A 17932-nucleotide genomic window follows, 5' to 3' on the forward strand; every position below is an offset into this window, starting at 1 on the left:
CGCCGGCACCGCCGGGGCCCGCGCAGCTCAGTGGGTACGATGAACCGAACACGCCGCCACTCCGGCGTGCGCCGGTGCCCGCGCGCCACCTCGCTGAAGCCCGTCCGAGCAGCTCAGGGGAGCAATCGTGGAAAATTCGCCCAGCACCGATCTTCCTGGCGCCGCCGACCACGGCGAGCCGGGCGGTCACCTGCCGGAGTTGCCGGCCGGTTCGGCGCGGGTGGTGCCACTCGGCCTGACCTTCGACGACGTGCTGCTCCAGCCCGGCGAGTCGGACGTGGTGCCCAGCCGGGTCAACACCCGTACGCGGCTGAGCCGCAACGTCGAGCTGACGGTGCCGCTGCTGTCCAGCGCGATGGACACCGTCACCGAGGCGCGGATGGCGATCGCGATGGCCCGCCAGGGCGGCATCGGCGTGCTGCACCGCAACCTCTCCCTCGAGGACCAGGCGCTCCAGGTCGACCTGGTCAAGCGCTCCGAGTCCGGCATGATCACCAATCCGGTGACGGCCAGCCCGGAGGACACCCTCCGGGAGGTCGACGAGCTGTGCGGGCGCTACCGCATCTCCGGCGTGCCGGTGGTCGACGGCGAGGGCCAGCTCGTCGGCATCGTCACCAACCGCGACATGCGGTTCGTCTCCGACCCGGCCACCCGGGTCCGCGAGATCATGACCCGGACGCCGCTGGTCACCGCCCCGGTCGGGGTGAGCAAGGACGACGCGCTGGCCCTGCTGCGCCAGCACAAGGTGGAGAAGCTGCCGATCGTCGACGGCTCCGGGAGACTGCGCGGGCTGATCACCGTCAAGGACTTCACCAAGAGCGAGCAGTATCCGAACGCCACCAAGGACGACGCCGGCCGCCTCCGGGTCGCCGCCGCCGTGGGCGTCGGCGAGGACGCGTACAAGCGGGCCCGGACGCTGGTCGACGCGGGCGTCGACGTGCTGATCGTGGACACCGCGCACGGCCACCAGCGGGCCGTGCTGGACATGGTCCGGCGGCTCAAGGCGGACGTGTCCATCGACATCGTCGGCGGCAACGTGGCCACCTACGCCGGCGCGAAGGCGCTGGTCGACGCGGGCGCCGACGGCGTGAAGGTCGGGGTGGGCCCGGGCGCGATCTGCACCACCCGGATCGTCGCCGGGGTGGGCGTACCGCAGATCACGGCGATCATGGAGGCGGCCAGGGCCGCCCGGCCGGCCGGCGTCCCGGTGATCGGCGACGGCGGCATCCAGTACTCCGGAGACATCGCCAAGGCGCTGGTCGCCGGCGCCGACACGGTGATGCTCGGCAGCCTGCTGGCCGGCTGCGAGGAGAGCCCCGGCGAACTGATCTTCATCAACGGCAAGCAGTACAAGGCGTACCGGGGGATGGGCTCGCTCGGCGCGATGCAGTCCCGCGGCCAGGCCAAGTCGTACTCCAAGGACCGTTACTTCCAGCAGGACGTGCTCGCCGAGGACAAGCTCGTCCCCGAGGGCGTCGAGGGTCAGGTGCCCTACCGGGGGCCGCTCTCCACGGTCGCCCACCAGCTCATCGGTGGGCTGCGCGCCGCGATGGGGTACGTCGGCGCGGAGAGCATCCCCGAGCTGCACCGGCGCGGCCAGCTCATCCGGATCACCGCGGCCGGGCTCAAGGAGAGCCACCCGCACGACATCCAGATGACCGTCGAGGCGCCCAACTACCACACCCGCTGACCATCCCCCAACCACCTGGAGTGCCCCATGCGTGACGTGGTCGAGATCGGGCTGGGCAAGACCGCGCAGCGCGGCTACCACCTGGACGACATCGCCATCGTGCCGAGCCGCCGGACCCGGGACGTCGACGACGTCTCCACCAGCTGGCAGCTCGACGCGTACCGGTTCGCCATTCCCTGCGTCGGGCACCCCTCCGACGCCACGATGAGCCCCGCCTCGGCGGTGCGGCTCGGTCAGCTCGGCGGGCTGGGAGTGCTCAACGTCGAGGGCCTGTGGACCCGGTACGAGAACCCGACCAAGGTCCTGGAGGAGCTGGCCGGCCTGGACGAGGACGCCCGGGCGACCAAGCGCCTCCAGGAGGTCTACGCCGAGCCGATCCGCCCCGACCTGATCGCCGAGCGGGTGCGTGAGCTGCGGGCCGGCGGCGGCACGGTGGCCGTCCGGGTCTCCCCTCAGCACACCCTGGCGCTCGCCCCGGTGATCCTCGACGCCGGCGTGGACATCCTGGTCATCCAGGGCACGATCGTGTCGGCCGAGCACGTCTCCACCACCGACGAGCCGCTGAACCTCAAGGAGTTCATCGCCGACCTCGACCTGCCGGTGGTGGTCGGCGGCTGCACCGACTACAAGACGGCGCTGCACCTGATGCGTACCGGCGCGGCCGGTGTGATCGTCGGCATCGGCGGCGACGACTGGTCCACCACCGAGTCGGTGCTCGGCATCCGGGTGCCGATGGCCACCGCGATCGCCGACGCCGCCGCGGCCCGCCGGGACTACCTCGACGAGACCGGCGGCCGGTACGTGCACCTCATCGCCGACGGCGACATCCAGACCTCCGGCGACATCGCCAAGGCGCTCGGCTGCGGCGCGGACGCCGTGATGCTCGGCGAGGCGCTCTCGCTCTGCGCGGAGGCCCCGGCCGGCGGTGCCTGGTGGCACTCGGCGGCCAGCCACCCGTCGCTGCCGCGCGGCGCGTTCGAGGTGGCCGGCGAGCCGCTCGGCTCGATGGAGCAGCTGCTCTTCGGCCCGGCCGACGAGCCGGACGGCCAGCTCAACCTCTTCGGCGGGCTGCGCCGGGCGATGGCCAAGTGCGGCTACCGCGACCTCAAGGAGTTCCAGAAGGTCGGCCTGGTGCTGGACCGCTGACCCGGACAAATCATCCCGACGCGCCGGTCGTGCCGATAGGCTCGGCCGGTGCGTCGTCTCTCCGCCCGGATCCGGCCCGCTCTCGCCGCAGCCGTCGTGGCGGCCCTGGTGCTGGTCGGCTGCACCGACGACGGCGACGACCGCGACGGGTTCCGGCCCGGCGCGGCCGACGCCGGTGACCCGTACGTCCCGGGCCGTGGCAACGGCGGCTACGACGTCTCCGCGTACCGGCTGGCGGTGCGCTACGACCCGGCCAGCGACCGGCTGACCGGGCGGACGACGGTCACCGCGACCGCCACCGCGCCGCTGTCCCGGTTCAACCTGGACCTGGTCGGGCTGGACGTCTCCGAGGTCACCGTCTCCGGAGCCGGCGCCCGGCACCGTCGCGACGGGAACGAACTGGTGGTCACCCCGGCGCGCGGGGTACCCGAGGGCGCCGGGTTCACCGTGGAGGTCGCCTACGCCGGGGTGCCGACCGCCGTCCGCGACGGCGTGTTGGGCAGCGGCGGCTGGCTGCACACCGAGGACGGGGCGATCGCGTTGGGGCAGCCCGAGTCGGCGGCGACCTGGTTCCCGGTCAACGACCACCCCTCCGACAAGGCCACCTACCACATCGAGGTGACCGTGCCGGACGCCTTGGAGGCGTTGAGCAACGGCGTACCGGGGGACCGGACCACCGCGGGCGGGTGGACCACCTGGCGGTGGCGTGAGGACGTCCCGATGGCCAGCTACCTGAGTTTCCTCGTCATCGGCGACTACCGGGTGCGCACCGGCACACACCAGGGCAGGCCGATGGTGACGGCGGTCGCGGCCGACCTGCCGGCGGACGGGCCGGCGGCCCGGTCGCTGGCCCGCACCGGCGAGATCGCCGACTTCCTCGCCGCACGCTTCGGGCCGTACCCGGTTGCCGGGTACGGGGGTGTCGCGGTCGCCGACGACCGCATCGGGTACGCGCTGGAGACCCAGTCCCGCCCGGTCTACGGGCCGGGTTTCTTCCGGCGTGGCGAACCGAACCCGTCGGTGGTCGTGCACGAGCTGGCCCACCAGTGGTTCGGCAACAGCGTGGCGTTGGCGAGGTGGCAGGACATCTGGCTCAACGAGGGCTTCGCCACGTACGCCGAGTGGCTGTGGGCGGAGCACCAGGGCGGCCCGAGCGCGCAGCGCGCCTTCGAACGCCGGTACGCCACCATCGACTGGTCCAAGCCGTCGCTGGACCCGGGCCCGGCGGAGATGTTCGGCGACGGCGTCTACCAGCGGGGCGCCCTGGCCGTGCACGCGCTGCGCCGTACCGTCGGCGACGAGACCTTCTTCCGGATCCTGCGCGGCTGGACGGCGGAGCGGCGGGACGGCACCGCCACCACCGCGGACTTCGTCGGGCACGCCGAGCGGGTCGCCAACCGGTCGCTGCGCCCGCTGCTGGACGCCTGGCTCTCCGGCGCCTCCGCGCCCGCCCTGCCCTGACGCGGTGCCGCGTCCCCACTCGGTACGCTGCCCCGGCGACCGGCCCGCGACGCCGGTCGGCGGTGGCTCGGCGCCACCGCCCGGCACGGGGGAGGAACACGCCATGCGCGGGGTACGACGGAGCCTGTCGGTCGGGTTGGCCCTGGTGGCTGCCGCCGGCCTCGGCCTGACCGGTTGCCAGTCCGACGACGCCGGACCGGCGGTGTCACCCTCGGCTGGCGCCGCACCGACCCCGTCGCGCGACTACCGGCCGGGCGCGGCCGGCGCGGGCGACGACTACTTCCCCACCTACGGCAACGGTGGGTACGACGTGGCCGCCTACACGGTCAAGGTCCGCTACGACCCGCGTACCGACCAGCTCAGCGGGGTGACCACGGTCCGGGCGGCGGCCACCACGGACCTGGCGTCGTTCCACCTGGACCTGGCCGGCCTCGCGGTCAGCGCGGTGACCGTGGACGGTGCCCCCGCCACCCACGCGCAGGAGAAGAACGAACTGGTGGTCACCCCGGCAGCCGGGCTCACCTCGGGCAACGGTTTCGTCGCCGAGATCAGGTACGCGGGGAAACCGAAGGCGCTGAAGAACGAGGTGCTCGGCGAGGGCGGCTGGTTGCACACCGACGAGGGCGCGATCGCCCTGGGGCAACCGGAGTCGGCGAGCACCTGGTTTCCGGTCAACGACCACCCCTCCGACAAGGCCAGCTACGACCTCGAGATCACCGTCCCGGACGGGTTGACGGCGGTCAGCAACGGCGTGCCGGGCGGGAGGAGCAGCGCGGGCGGCTGGACCACCTGGAAGTGGGCCGAGCGGGACCCGATGGCCAGCTACCTGAGCATGGTGGCGATCGGGAGGTTCCGGCTGACCACCGGGGAGCACAAGGGGCGTCCGGTGTGGAGCGCGGTGACCACCACGCTGCCCAGGGGGGCGGCGGACCGGTCGATCGCGCAGACCGTACGGGTGGCCGACTACCTGGAGAGCGTCTTCGGGCCGTACCCGTTCGACGCGTACGGCGGGGTGGTGGTCTCCGATCCCCGGGTCCGGTACGCGTTGGAGACGCAGAGCCGCCCGGTCTACTCCGCCGGCTTCTTCCGCCGGGGCGAGAACACCGAGGTGGTCGCGCACGAGCTGGCCCACCAGTGGTTCGGCAACAGTGTGGCGTTGACGAGGTGGCGCGACATCTGGCTCAACGAGGGCCTGGCCTCGTACGCGGAGTGGCTGTGGAACGAGCACAGCGGCCGGGGCACCGCGAAGCAGGCGTTCGACGGGCGCTACTCGGGGATGCCGGCCTCGGTGTGGAGCACGCCGCCGGGGAGGCCCGGGGTGCCCAACCTGTTCAGCCGGTCGGTGTACGAACGCGGCGCGATGACCGTGCACGCGCTGCGGGTCGCGGTCGGCGACCCGGCGTTCTTCCGGATCGTCAAGACCTGGGCGGCGGAGAAGCGGGACGGCAACGCGACCACCGCCGAGTTCGTGGCGCTGGCCGAGAGGGTCTCCGGCAGGCAGCTCGACGCGCTCTTCGACGCCTGGTTGTACGGCACGAAGCGACCGGCCCGGCCGGTGAAGCTCTGAGACGCGCTACCTCTTCACCCGCAGCGTGGGATGGGCGGCCAGGTACGCCTCGGCGTCGCCGGCCGCGAGCGCGGTGAGGAAACCGGTGCCCACCGACGTGAGCTGCTCACCCCGGTAGCCGCTGCCCTTGCCGACGCCGCTGCCGGGGAGCCCGACCAGGGTGAGCCGGTCGGGGCTCAGCCCGCCGAGGGCGTAGGCGAGGTCGACGATCCGGGGGCCGCCCAGGTAGTTCAGGGTGTCGCCGAGCGCGGCGACGACCTGCTCGACCCGGTCCGGCTGGCGCGCCAGGTCCTCGTCGAGGATCTTGGTGGCCAGCGCCTTGACGAGCTGCTGCTGGTGCCGCTGGCGGGCGTAGTCGCCGCCGGTGATGTAGCGCTGGCGCGCGTAGTCCAGCGCCTGCCAGCCGTTGAGGTGCCGCTCGCCCGGTTCGTAGACCATCTGCGGCCCCACGTAGCCCCCGCCGGTGGGGGCCGGGTCACGGTGCCTGCCGTCCGGCCTGCGGTGGATCGAGACGACCCGCTGGTCGACGTACAGGTCCACCCCGCCGAGGGTGTCCACCAGGCGCGCGAAGCCCGGGAAGTTGATCACGGCGCCGGCGTCGACGCGCAGCCCGGTGTAACCGGCGACCGTGCTGCGCAGCAACTCGTACCCCTGGGTGGCGCTGGGCTGGCGCGGTCGGCCGGGCACCCGGCTGCCGTAGCTCATCGCGTGGGTGAGTTTCGTGCGCCCACCCCGGTAGCCGGCGGGCGGGAAGGCCGGGATGTCGACCAGCAGGTCGCGGGGGAGCGAGAAGAGGTACGCCCGACCGAGCCCGGCCGGCACGTGCAGCACCAGCACCGAGTCGGCGTGCGGTTCCCAGCCGGGCACGCTGACCCGGGTGTCGACGCCGACGAGGAGCAGGTTGAGTGGGCCGGTGACGTCGGCGGCCCCCGGCGGTGGGGTGGGGCTGGGCGTGCCGGCGGGCGGCGTACCGGTCGGGCCGGGTGGGGGCTGCGCCTCGTCGCGGCCGACCAGCCGGGTGGCCACCAGGCTGCCGGCCAGCACCAGCAGGATCGCGGCGAGGGCGGCCAGCAGCAGCGCCCGTGCCCGCCGTGCCGACCCCGCGTCCTGAGCCATCCCCGACACCCCCGTCTGTACAACGCTCCGACGGGCCGGCCGGGTTGCGGGCCCACGGCCACCGGATCGGCCGGTCATCCGCATGGTCACCCGAAACCGGTACTGGCGCGATGGCTACCCGCCGGTAATGATGCCTTCATGCGGTACGACGTGGTCGTCATCGGCTCCGGCTTCGGCGGCAGCGTCACCGCGCTCCGGCTCGCCGAGAAGGGGTACCGCGTCGTCGTGCTGGAGGCCGGGCGGCGCTTCGCCGACGACGAGTTCCCGGAGACCTCGTGGCGGGTCCGGCGCTTCCTGTGGGCCCCGAAGCTCGGCTGCTACGGCCTGCAACGGATCACCCTGCTCCGCTCCGCCGAGCGGCGGGCCGGCGGCGGGGTGCTGGTGCTCTCCGGCGCCGGGGTGGGTGGCGGCTCCCTGGTCTACGCCAACACCCTCTACGAGCCGCTCGACGAGTTCTACGCCGACCCGCAGTGGCGCGACATCACCGACTGGCGCGACGAGTTGGCCCGCCACTATGACCAGGCCAGGCGGATGCTCGGTGTCACCACGTACCCGGTCACCACGGCGGCGGACCGGGCGATGCGGGCGGTGGCCGAGCGGATGGGGGTGGGGCACACCTTCCACGCCACCCCCGTGGGCGTGTACATCGGCCGGCCCGGCCAGCGGGTGGCCGACCCGTACTTCGGTGGCGTCGGCCCGGAGCGCACCGGCTGCTCCCACTGCGGCGAGTGCATGACCGGCTGCCGGCACGGGGCGAAGAACACCCTGGTCAAGAACTACCTCTGGCTGGCCGAACGGCTCGGTGTCGAGGTCCGTGCGCTGACCACGGTTACCGCGGTGCGGCCCGGGCCCGGCGGCGGGTACGCGGTGCACACCGCGCGCACCGGCGCCTGGCCGCGTCGCCGCCGCCAGGTGGTCCACGCCGACCAGGTGGTCTTCGCCGCCGGGGCGCTGGGCACCCAGCGGTTGCTGCACGAGATGAAGGCGACCGGGGCGCTGCCGGCGCTCTCCCCGCGCCTCGGCGAGCTGACCCGGACCAACTCCGAGGCCATCCTCGGCGCGTCGGTCGGGCCCCGGCAGGCCCGTGCCCGCGGGCTCGACTTCACCCAGGGGGTGGCGATCACCAGTTCGTTCCACCCCGACCCGCAGACCCACATCGAGCCGGTCCGCTACGGCCGTGGCTCGAACGCCATGGGCCTGCTCCAGTCGCTGCTGGTCGACGGTGGCCCGCACCGGGCCCGTCGCTGGCTGGGCGACATCCTCCGGCAGCCGGCACTGGCCGCCCGGATGCTCTCCGTCCGACGCTGGTCGGAGCGGACGGTGATCGCCCTGGTCATGCAGTCGGCCGACAACTCGCTCACCACGCGACTGCGGCGCGGCCCGTTCGGCCGGCGGCTCGTCTCCGGTCCCGGGCACGGCACCCCGAACCCCACCTGGATCCCGGCCGGCAACCGGGCGGCCCGGCTGCTCGCCGAGGAGATCGACGGTACGCCGGGCGGCGCGCTGACCGAGCCGTTCGACATCCCGATGACGGCGCACCTGCTCGGTGGGGCGGTGATCGGCGCGTCTCCGGCCGAGGGGGTGGTCGACCCGTGGCACCGGGTGTACGGCCACCCGGGGCTGCACGTGGTCGATGGCGCGGCGGTCTCGGCGAACCTCGGCGTCAACCCGTCCCTGACGATCACCGCGCAGGCGGAGCGGGCGATGTCGTTCTGGCCGAACCGGGGCGAGGCCGACCCGCGCCCGCCGTTGGGCTCGCCGTACCGCCGGGTGGCTGCGGTGCCGCCGCGCGACCCGGCGGTCCCGGCGGGCGCGCCCGGCGCGCTGCGCCCCTGAGCCCGCCCGGTCGGCGGGTCGGACCAGGTGCGGCGCGCCGGTCCGGAGCGGCGGCGATACGCCGCGGCGCGCCCATGGCCCGGCCCGTGCCGGGGGCGGGGGTGACTGTCGGTAGGCTTTCTGCACATGAGCACGCCTCGCCCCGTCCTCGTGGTGGACTTCGGAGCCCAGTACGCCCAGCTCATCGCGCGCCGGGTGCGCGAGGCGAAGGTCTACTCGGAGATCGTCCCGCACTCGATGCCGGTGGAGGAGATGCTGGCGAAGAAGCCGGCGGCGATCATCCTCTCCGGCGGCCCGTCCAGCGTCTACACCCCCGGTGCCCCGCAGATCGACGCGGGGGTGTTCTCCGCCGACGTCCCGGTCTTCGGCATCTGCTACGGCTTCCAGGCAATGGCCCGGGCCCTGGGGGGCACGGTCACGAGGACCGGCAAACGCGAGTACGGCGGCACCCCGCTGCGCGCCCGCGCGGACGCCGGCGTGCTGCTCCGGGAACTGCCGGACGACCTGCCGGTGTGGATGAGCCACGGCGACTGCGTGACCGAGGCCCCCGAGGGCTTCACCGTCACCGCCGAGTCGGCGGGCGCTCCGGTCGCCGCGTTCGAGGACCTGGCCGGCCGGCGGGCCGGCGTGCAGTTCCACCCGGAGGTCGGGCACACCGCGCACGGCCAGGAGATGCTCCAGCGCTTCCTGTACGACATCGCCGGCATCGAGCCGACCTGGACGCCCGAGAACATCATCGACGACCAGGTCGCCCGGATCCGCGAGCAGGTGGGCGACAAGGAGGTCATCTGTGGCCTCTCCGGCGGCGTGGACTCGGCGGTCGCCGCCGCGTTGGTGCACCGGGCGGTCGGCGACCAGCTCACCTGTGTCTTCGTCGACCACGGCCTGCTGCGGGCCGGCGAGGCCGAGCAGGTGGAGAAGGACTACGTCGCGGCCACCGGCATCAAGCTCAGGGTCGTCGACGCCCGGGAGCGGTTCCTCGGCGCCCTGGCCGGGGTCACCGACCCGGAGCAGAAGCGCAAGATCATCGGCCGGGAGTTCATCCGGGTCTTCGAGGCCGCCGCCCGGGAGATCGCCTCGCGCGGCGACGTGGAGTTCCTCGTGCAGGGCACGCTCTACCCGGACGTGGTCGAGTCCGGTGGCGGCACCGGCACCGCCAACATCAAGAGCCACCACAACGTCGGCGGTCTCCCGGAGGACCTGAGGTTCGCCCTGGTCGAGCCGTTGCGCACGCTCTTCAAGGACGAGGTCCGTACGCTCGGGCTGGAGCTGGGCCTGCCCGAGGCGATGGTCTGGCGGCACCCGTTCCCGGGTCCGGGCCTGGCCATCCGGATCATCGGCGCGGTGGACGAGGAGCGGCTCGCGGTGCTGCGCCAGGCCGACCTGATCGCCCGGGAGGAGCTGAGCAACGCCGGCCTGGACCGGGGCGTCTGGCAGTTCCCGGTGGTGCTCCTGGCCGACGTGCGCAGCGTCGGTGTGCAGGGTGACGGGCGCAGCTACGGGCATCCCGTGGTGCTGCGCCCGGTCTCCAGCGAGGACGCGATGACCGCCGACTGGTCGCGGCTGCCCTACGAGGTGGTCGCCCGGATCTCCACCCGGATCACCAACGAGGTCGCCGAGGTCAACCGGGTGGTCCTGGACGTCACCAGCAAGCCGCCGGGCACCATCGAGTGGGAGTGATCCCGCCTCAGCCGGCCGGTGGCTGAGGCTCCGGCCGGGGCTCCGGCTCGGGGGTCGGTCGCCCGGTCGGGATCGGTTCGGTGGCCGGCTCCGGCGTGGGCCGGCCGGCCGGGATCGTCTCGACCGGCATCGTCGGGTCCTGTGGGTCGGGCGTGGCCGCCGGCCAGGTCGCGGGTGCCGGCGTGCCGGCGGGTGGCCAGGCGGTCGGCGGGGCCGGCGGCGCGGCGTTCGTCGGGTGCGGCCAGGCGGGCGCGCCGGGCGGCTCCTCCGGCATCAGGAACCACATGATCGGGTACGCCAGCGCGGCGATCCCGCCGGTGGCCAGGGCCGCGACGGCGAACACCACCCGGACCAGGGTGGGGTCGACGGCGAAGTACCGGCCGAGGCCGCTGGCCACACCGCCGACCATCCGATCGGTGGTGGGCCGGCGGAGCTGCTTGTACGGAGCCTGGGGAGGGGTTGTCGAGGTCATGCCTCCACGGTCCGCATCGGGCGGCCGGACCACCTCGGTGACTGCCCGGATCCTTACCCGGACCGATCCCTGATGGTCCAGTTCTGAGTCAGGAATCTGACAGTTTTCGATGGCGGTAACCGGTCGCGGGGACAATTTCGTCTCGTGACCACCTTGCTGGAGCCGCTTCGCAGGATCGCGGCATACGCAGTCTGTGCTGATTCAGTCGGCCGAGTGTTGCTGGTCCGCGCGTCGGAGCGCTCCGGCACCCCCGGCGTGTGGTCCCTGCCGGGTGGGGCGGTCGACCACGGTGAGGATCCGAAGCACACCGTCGTACGGGAGACCGCGGCCGAGACCGGTCTGTCGGTCGCCGTCTCCGGCCTCGACGACGTCCTCGCCGACATGCGCGCCCTGCCCGAGCGAGGCATCACCATCCACACCGACCGCCTCATCTACCGGGTCGGAGTGCGCGGCGGCACGCTGACCGACCGGGTGGACCGTCCCACCGACCTCGCCCGGTGGTACACCCTCGACGAGGCGCGCGAGCTGCCACTGCGGTCGTTCACCGCGCGCGCCCTGGGGCTGCCGGCCGCCTCGGCCGACATCGTCCCGGACGAGCCACCGGAGTTCCCCTCCTTCTACGCCGTGCCCGGCCCGGACGGCCTGCACCGCGCCCAGCGGTTCGCCGCGTACGCCGTGGTGACGGACCCGCAGGGCCGGGTGCTGCTGACCCGCGTCTCCGACGGGTACCCGGGGGCCGGCTGCTGGCACCTGCCCGGCGGTGGCACGGATTACGGCGAGCAGCCCGGTGCGGCGCTGATCCGGGAACTGGTCGAGGAGACCGGCCAGACCGGTCGCCTCGTCGGGCTGCTCGGGGTGGCAAGCCACCGGGACGCCGCCTCGCTCGGCCCGGAGGGCTATCCGATCGACTGGCACGGCGTACGCGCGTTCTACCGGGTGATCGTCGACCAGCCCGCTCCGCCCACGGTCGCCGATGTAGGTGGTTCGACGTGTGAGGCCCGCTGGTTTGGCCGGGAGGAGTTGGGCGCACTTCCGGCGGAGCGCCTGACCGAGGTCACCGCCGAAGCCGTCCAGGCCGCCAACCTCACCTGACCGCCGATCCACCTCTCCCCGCGGGCTCGTCCGGTGTCGAGGATGTCCGCTCCGCTCCCGTTAACCTCACGATCGACGTGGTGGACGCGGGGCGGGGGAGAGTGGACGGGTGGAAACGCGGCGAAGGGTGGGCAGCTACGGGGTGCTCCGGGACTCCGGCGGGCGGGTGTTGCTTGCGCGCGGTTCGGCGGCGTGCCCGTTCCCGGGCGTCTGGCAGTTGCCGGGTGGGGGCATCCGGCACGGGGAGCATCCGGTCGCCGCGGCGGTCCGCGAGTTCGCCGAGGAGACCGGGCTGGCCGTCGAGGTGGTCCGACCTCGGGCCGCCGTCGCCGACGTGACCACCTTCCGTGATGCCGGTGTCGCGGTGCACACCGACCGGCTGGTCTTCGACGTCGAGGCGTCCGGGGGCGAGCTCCGCCCCGAGCCGACCGGTGGCAGCGACGCGCTCACCTGGGTCACCCCGGACGAGGCCGCCGCGCTGCCGCTGATGCCGTTCACCGCCGAACTGCTCGGCCTGCCCGTGGCGCCCCTGCCGGCCGGTCTGCCCCGAGCCCTGCCGGCCGGGCAGGTCGCTGCGCCGCCCGCCGACCGGCGGCAGCGCTTCGCCGCGTACGGGCTGGCCACCGATCCGCAGGACCGGATCCTGCTGACCCGGATCGCCGCCGGCTACCCGGGCGCGGGGAAGTGGCACCTCCCCGGAGGCGGCACGGATCACGGTGAGCAACCGGCCGCCGGCCTGCTGCGCGAGCTGGTGGAGGAGTCCGGACAGCTCGGCACGGTAGTCGACCTGGTGACAGTCGGTCATCTGCACAACCCTGTGGCTCGCGGTCCGGAAGGGCGTCCGCTGGACTGGCACGCGGTCCGGGTGGTGTACCGGGTGCTGGTGCCGGCGCCCACCGAGGCGGTGGTCACCGAGCTGGCCGGCGGATCCACCGCCGACGCCGCCTGGTTCACCCCGGACCAGCTCACCGGCCTGCCGCTGACCGACGTGGCGGCGATGGCAACCGGACAACAGGGGCGGTAGCGCCCGCCCGACGGGCCAGTCCGGAACAGCTCCGGTACAGTCGGATGTGAGGTTGGCAGAGATAACGGGCGATGCAGCCCGAGATGGGAACAACGGAGCGGTTTGCGCGGTTAACGGAGATATAAGTACCGCCGGCAGCTATCGCCAACCACCACTCCCCTGTGTAATGGTGTACTCCGCTTCGACGGCTGCCGGGCCGACAGTGGTCCGGCACGAGACAGCCGGACACCCGCCCCACGGGGCGGCCAGCCGATCCGGTGATGGAGGAAACGTGCCGAGAGCCCCATGGCGCCGGCGTCGTACGACTGACAGTCCGCGCCCCGCAGGGCGTCGCTGGGCGGGCTCCCTGCGCCGCAGCAGCACGTTCGCCCGTCAGGTGCTGCTGGTCCGCGTGAGCCGCCGTGACGGCGACGCCGCCACCAACCTGGTGCTCCCCGAGCGCCTCGCCGACCGGCCCCGCCGCCGCTACGGCCTCAACCGCTTCGGCCGGGGACACCTCCCGCTCGGCCGGGCCGAGATCGAAGCGGTCATGCCGGTCAGCCCCGCCCTCGCCCCCGCCACACCGGTGGACGAGTCGCCGGCGATGACCATCCCGCTGCTGCCCGGTGAGCGCACCGCCGCCCGCCGGGTGAAGTTCGCGCTGGTCAACGCCTGCACCGTGGCCAGCCTGATGCTCGGCATCAACGCCATCTTCGTGGCCATGGCCGGTGAGACCCGGGTGGCCGCGCTGCTGCTGATCGCCTGCGTGGCCTTCGACGGCCTGGACGGCGCGCTCGCCCGCAGGTTCGGCGTGGCCAGCCCGTTCGGCGCCCAGATGGACTCGCTGGCCGACATGTGCTCCTTCGGCCTGGCCGCCCCGGTCGTGGTCTACGCCTCACTCGCCGGGTCGGCGCCCACCGGCGCCGCCGCCGTGGCCGCGGCCCTCGTCGCCGGCTGCGCCGCGATCCGGCTCGCCCGGTTCAACGTCTCGCCCAAGGACGGCCGGTTCTTCTGCGGCGTCCCGACGACCATGGCGGCGGCGGTGCTCGCCCTCACGGTCGCCATCGGGCTGCCGCTGCCACCGGTCGTCCAGATCGCCGGGGTGGCCCTGCTCGCCTTCGCGATGGTCTCCAGCTTCCCGTACGCCAAGCTGGCCCGGCTGCTGAAGCTGCCGCCGTGGGTCTGGCTCGCCCCGGTGATCGGCGCGCTGGTCGACATCCGGCTCACCTTCGCCCTGGTGGTGGTGGGCTACCTGGTCAGTGGCCCGCTGCTCTGGTTGCACCAGCGCCGCACCGCCTGACCGCCGTACCGCGCAGCAGGGGCACCGCACGAGCGGTGCCCCTGCTTGCTGAGGTCAGCGCCAACGGGCGATGACCGTGGCACCGCCGACCACCCGGTCACCCGGGCCCACCATCGGCTCGGCGGCGTCGGCCGGTAGGTAGACGTCGGTGCGCGAGCCGAACCGGATCAGCCCGAACCGCTCACCCTTGGCCAACAGCGCCCCGATCGGTGCCCGCTGCACGATCCGACGGGCGATCAACCCGGTACGCTGCGCGACCACGACCGTGCCGTGCGCGGTGTCCAGCACCGTGTACGCCGCCACGTTGTGCTCGGCGTCCGGCTTCATCGCGTTGACGAAACCACCGTCGGCGACGAAGTAGTCGACCACCTTCCCGGCCACCGGGGCCCGGTTGACGTGCACGTCCAGCACCGACAGGAAGACCGCGACGCGCAACCACTCGCCGTCGCCGAAACGCTCGTCGTGCAGCCGCTGCACGGAGAGCACCTGACCGTCGGCGGCCGCGACCACGGCCGACGGGTCCTCCGGGACGTCCCGCTCGGGGTCCCGGAAGAACGCGGCCACCGGAGCGGCGGCCAGCGCCGGCAGCAGCCAGAGCTTCGACTTCGGCCGGGCCACCTTCGCCGCCGCCGCCAACCCGAGGGCGATGCCGGCCGCGGCGACCCCGTTGGAGTCGATGTGCATGCCACGGGTCAGCGGCACGCTGGAGGGCCGGTGGGCCGGCGCCAGGCGGGCGGCCAGTGCCGGGCTGGCCGGGGTGAAGCGCAGGTGGTGCACGCGCACCGGCGGGGAGTTGCGCAGCACCAGGTCGGTGCGGACGCCGTGCAGCACCCCCTGCCGGTCCAGCTCGGCGGCGGCCCCCCCGGTGCGGAACACCGGCGCGGACACGCTCAGCACCGAACCGTCGGTGAGGTACTTGGCCAGGCCGTCGACGGTCGCCCGGGCCTGCTCGGCGGTGCCGGCCAGGGGCTCGGCGGCGATGACCACCTCGGCGGCGTCGGCCTCGGCGAGGGAGTCGACGACGCGTACCCGGTCGGCCACCCAGCGGCCCTGGGCCGTGACGTGCTCGCGCAGCTCGGCGGCGTCGGCGGACTCGGCCGGCACCACGGTGAGCGTGTCGCCGGGAAGCAGCGCGTCGATCGCCGCGGCCAGCGCCGCGGACCCCGCGGTCGCGCCGACCAGCAGGGCGGCCTTCGGGTCGTTACGCCGGGCGAGTTCGGCGACGAGGGTACGGGCGGCGCGCTCGCCGATGCGGACCGGACCGGACCGGACCGGGGTGCGCACGGCGGGGGACTGGGTCATGTCGGGCGGGCTCCTGACGGGGTAGAGACGGGCATCGCGACGGCTCGGCCGTGGCCGCCGGTGGCGCGGCGGGCCGGCCGGTGGAGGGCGGAATCTCCACGGGCCAGCATACGAGCCGGTGGCCGGCGGGCGCACCGCCGTGCTCAGGCGGGGGACGTCGCCGTCCCGCCGACGGGCCGGTCACCGGGCCGACCGGGGTCCCTGTTCCGGCGCGTCGGCGGCCCGGTCCTCCACCGCCTCGACGGGCCGGTCGACGACCGCCCCGGTGGGCCACTCGTCGGCCCCGTCGGGCACCGCCGGGTACTGGTCGGGCCGCAGGCCGCGTTCGTCGGTGCCGTCCGGGCTCCAGATCGGGGCCGACGGCTCGTCCGGGCCGGTCAGCCGGATGTCCGCGGCGGTCACCTCGCCGTCACCGGCCGGGTCGGTGCCCGGCCCGTCGAACCGGGTCGGGTCGGGGGCAAGCCGGTCGCCGTCTCCGGCCGGCTCGGCGTCCGGTACGTCCGTTCCGGTCGCCGCCGGTCGGTCCCGCCGCCGGTCGTGCCGGCCCGAGCGCAGCGCCCCCACCAGGCCGAGCAGCCCGATCAACAGCAACGCACCGGCGAGGAACCAGCCGACCGGCGGCAGGGCGAGCCCGAGGATCTGGGCGAGCAGCCACCAGAGTGAGGACCCGACGAAGAGCAGCCCGAAGAAGAACGAGACGAGGTCCGTGCGGTGCGCCCTCATCGGGTCACCTCCAGGTTGCCGGCGTTGACGTGGACGTAGAGCCGCAGCCTGCCGCCGCCCGCCCCGTCCGGGCCCAGGTCGACCAACTCGCGGGACCGGCCGTTCCCCGGCGACCGCCGGCCGAAGACGGTGGCCTCCCCGGCGTTGACGTCGGTGATCGTGGTGACGTCGACGTTCGGTGGCACCACGACGGTGGCCTGACCGAAGTTGACCACGAGGGCGATCTGGACGTCCTGCCCGTCGAGGTCCACCCCGCGCAGGTCCAGGGTGGCGTCGCCGAAGCTGTTCTCGTACCGGTCGGCGAGGTCGCGCCGGTCGGTCGGGGCCCAGGTGACGTTCCCGTCGACGCCGCGGATCCGGTCGTAGGACTCGGCCACCGTCGCCACACCGAGCGCCGCCGCCGTGACCAGCCCCAACGCGATCAGCCAGCGGGCCCGGCCGAACCAGGTGCCGACCAGCAGCCCGAGACCGATGGTGGCAAGCGCGGCCGCGAAGTACGCGGCGGCGCCGATGGGGAAGACGCCGAGCAGGTCGAGGATCGCGACCACGCCCAGGGTCAGGAAGATCAACGAGAAGGTGACGGCGCCGAGCGCGGACCGTTCCCGTGGTCGCTTCGGCGGCTTCGGGGGCCGCACCGGTGGTGGCGGTGTGGGCGATCCGGCGTACGGGCCGTGCGGGGCGAACGGCTGCCGGTAGCCGGGTGGCAGTGGGGCGGCCACCGCGGGCGCGGGCGGCACCGGGGCCGACGGCAGGCCCGGGAAACCCGACCCGGCGTCGGCCGGTGCCGGTGGGTACGGGGTCGCCGGTGACCAGGCCGGGAGTTCGGCGGTGCGCTCCTGCGGCGTCACCCCGGTGGCCGGCCCGGGTGGCACCGGCATGGCCGGTGCGGGCGGCGGGGTGAACAGCTCGGGCGCGGGATAACTGACCGGCGGCACCGGACCGGGTGGCGCGGTGGCCGGGGCCGGCGGGCTCACCCCGTCGGGGATCGGGGTCGGCCGTGGCGCGTGGCCGTCCCGGTTGAGCAGCAGCGCGCCCCCGATCAGGATCGCCGCGCCGAGCAGCACGGCCCGGAACGGGTCGGTGACGATGTAGCCGAAGCTCACGGCGACCAGGATGGTCAGCACGATGACGGTGACCGGGGACATGCTGGACCGGCCTCGGCCCAGCATCGACTCCACCGGGGAGGCGCTGTCACCCTCGCCCGGGATGATCAGCCAGGCGGCGACGTAGACCAGGATGCCGATGCCGCCGAAGAAACCGAGCACGGCGAGGATCACCCGCCAGAGCACCGGGTCGGTGTTGGTGGCCCGGCCGACGGCGGCGCAGACCCCGGCCAGGTAACGGCCCTCACGCGGGCGGACCAGGCCGTACCGCGAGGTGAAGCCGGCGCTGCCGGACGGTGGCGCCGGGATCGGCCCCGCGGTCGGCGGTGCGGCGCCGCCCGGGGGCGCGGTGGCGGGTCCGGTGGCGGGTGCGTCCCATCCGCCGGCTGCCGGGCGGGGCGTCGGGGCAGCTTGCTCGGTCATGCCTCGATCCTGCTGCGT

12 protein-coding genes and 2 pseudogenes are annotated in these 17932 nt (G+C 74.0%); 9 read left to right on the forward strand and 5 right to left on the reverse strand.

All coding sequences use genetic code 11. The features are described 5' to 3' along the window. The first annotated feature begins 127 nt into the window (after positions 1-127). The 4 genes from guaB to E1165_RS06495 all read left to right on the forward strand — a co-directional run bounded on the left by guaB (position 128) and on the right by E1165_RS06495 (position 5864). On the forward strand, positions 128-1690 hold the full coding sequence (guaB, locus tag E1165_RS06480) for an IMP dehydrogenase (protein WP_132388713.1): 1563 nt from the start codon (positions 128-130) through the stop codon (positions 1688-1690). A 27-nt stretch (positions 1691-1717) separates the two neighbouring features. Continuing rightward, positions 1718-2836, forward strand: coding sequence for a GuaB3 family IMP dehydrogenase-related protein (locus E1165_RS06485; protein ID WP_132388715.1), 1119 nt, complete (start codon positions 1718-1720; stop codon positions 2834-2836). Between the two features lie 48 nt (positions 2837-2884). After that, entirely contained in the window at positions 2885-4297 is a 1413-nt protein-coding gene (locus E1165_RS06490; RefSeq protein ID WP_132388717.1) for a M1 family metallopeptidase, read from the forward strand. 103 nt (positions 4298-4400) lie between these two features. Beyond that, on the forward strand, positions 4401-5864 hold the full coding sequence (locus tag E1165_RS06495; protein ID WP_132388719.1) for a M1 family metallopeptidase: 1464 nt from the start codon (positions 4401-4403) through the stop codon (positions 5862-5864). Positions 5865-5870: 6 nt separating this feature from the next. On the opposite strand, the gene E1165_RS06500 is transcribed toward E1165_RS06495, so the two are convergent. Continuing rightward, entirely contained in the window at positions 5871-6980 is a 1110-nt protein-coding gene (locus E1165_RS06500) for an LCP family protein (protein ID WP_132388721.1), read from the reverse strand. A 138-nt stretch (positions 6981-7118) separates the two neighbouring features. On the opposite strand from E1165_RS06500, the gene E1165_RS06505 reads away from it, so the two are divergent. Together E1165_RS06505 and guaA are read left to right on the forward strand one after the other, a co-directional pair. Next, a complete protein-coding gene (locus tag E1165_RS06505) occupies positions 7119-8816 on the forward strand; it encodes an FAD-dependent oxidoreductase (RefSeq protein ID WP_132388723.1) in 1698 nt (565 codons plus the stop codon). A 126-nt stretch (positions 8817-8942) separates the two neighbouring features. Next, the gene (gene guaA / locus E1165_RS06510; RefSeq protein ID WP_132388725.1) at positions 8943-10496 is read left to right on the forward strand and encodes a glutamine-hydrolyzing GMP synthase; all 1554 of its coding nucleotides are present in this window, start codon (positions 8943-8945) and stop codon (positions 10494-10496) included. A 118-nt stretch (positions 10497-10614) separates the two neighbouring features. Here guaA and E1165_RS29770 read toward each other — a convergent pair. Continuing rightward, a pseudogene (locus tag E1165_RS29770) lies at positions 10615-10968 on the reverse strand (PspC domain-containing protein); the annotation flags it as partial. A gap of 144 nt (positions 10969-11112) precedes the next feature. On the opposite strand from E1165_RS29770, the gene E1165_RS06520 reads away from it, so the two are divergent. The 3 genes from E1165_RS06520 to E1165_RS06530 all read left to right on the forward strand — a co-directional run bounded on the left by E1165_RS06520 (position 11113) and on the right by E1165_RS06530 (position 14363). Then, positions 11113-12060 carry an NUDIX hydrolase gene (locus tag E1165_RS06520; RefSeq protein WP_132388729.1) on the forward strand — a complete coding sequence of 316 codons (948 nt, stop codon included), beginning with the start codon at positions 11113-11115 and terminating at the stop codon, positions 12058-12060. A gap of 109 nt (positions 12061-12169) precedes the next feature. After that, positions 12170-13084: an NUDIX hydrolase gene (locus E1165_RS06525; protein WP_132388731.1), complete on the forward strand. Its 915-nt coding sequence runs from the start codon at positions 12170-12172 to the stop codon at positions 13082-13084. A gap of 346 nt (positions 13085-13430) precedes the next feature. Beyond that, on the forward strand, positions 13431-14363 hold the full coding sequence (locus E1165_RS06530; protein WP_132388807.1) for a phosphatidylcholine/phosphatidylserine synthase: 933 nt from the start codon (positions 13431-13433) through the stop codon (positions 14361-14363). Positions 14364-14417: 54 nt separating this feature from the next. Here the strand turns inward: E1165_RS06530 and E1165_RS06535 are convergent, their stop codons facing one another. The 3 genes and pseudogenes from E1165_RS06535 to E1165_RS06545 form a co-directional block, all read right to left on the reverse strand. Further along, complete coding sequence (locus E1165_RS06535; RefSeq protein ID WP_132388733.1) at positions 14418-15665, reverse strand: phosphatidylserine decarboxylase; 1248 nt, start codon at positions 15663-15665, stop codon at positions 14418-14420. A gap of 462 nt (positions 15666-16127) precedes the next feature. After that, a pseudogene (locus tag E1165_RS30660) lies at positions 16128-16388 on the reverse strand (hypothetical protein); the annotation flags it as partial. Continuing rightward, positions 16385-17914, reverse strand: coding sequence for a PspC domain-containing protein (locus tag E1165_RS06545; protein WP_132388737.1), 1530 nt, complete (start codon positions 17912-17914; stop codon positions 16385-16387). The gene E1165_RS06545 and the pseudogene E1165_RS30660, both read right to left, overlap by 4 nt. Between the last annotated feature and the right edge of the window lie 18 nt (positions 17915-17932).

This window comes from Micromonospora sp. KC723 (assembly GCF_004348595.1).
GTDB lineage: Bacteria > Actinomycetota > Actinomycetes > Mycobacteriales > Micromonosporaceae > Micromonospora.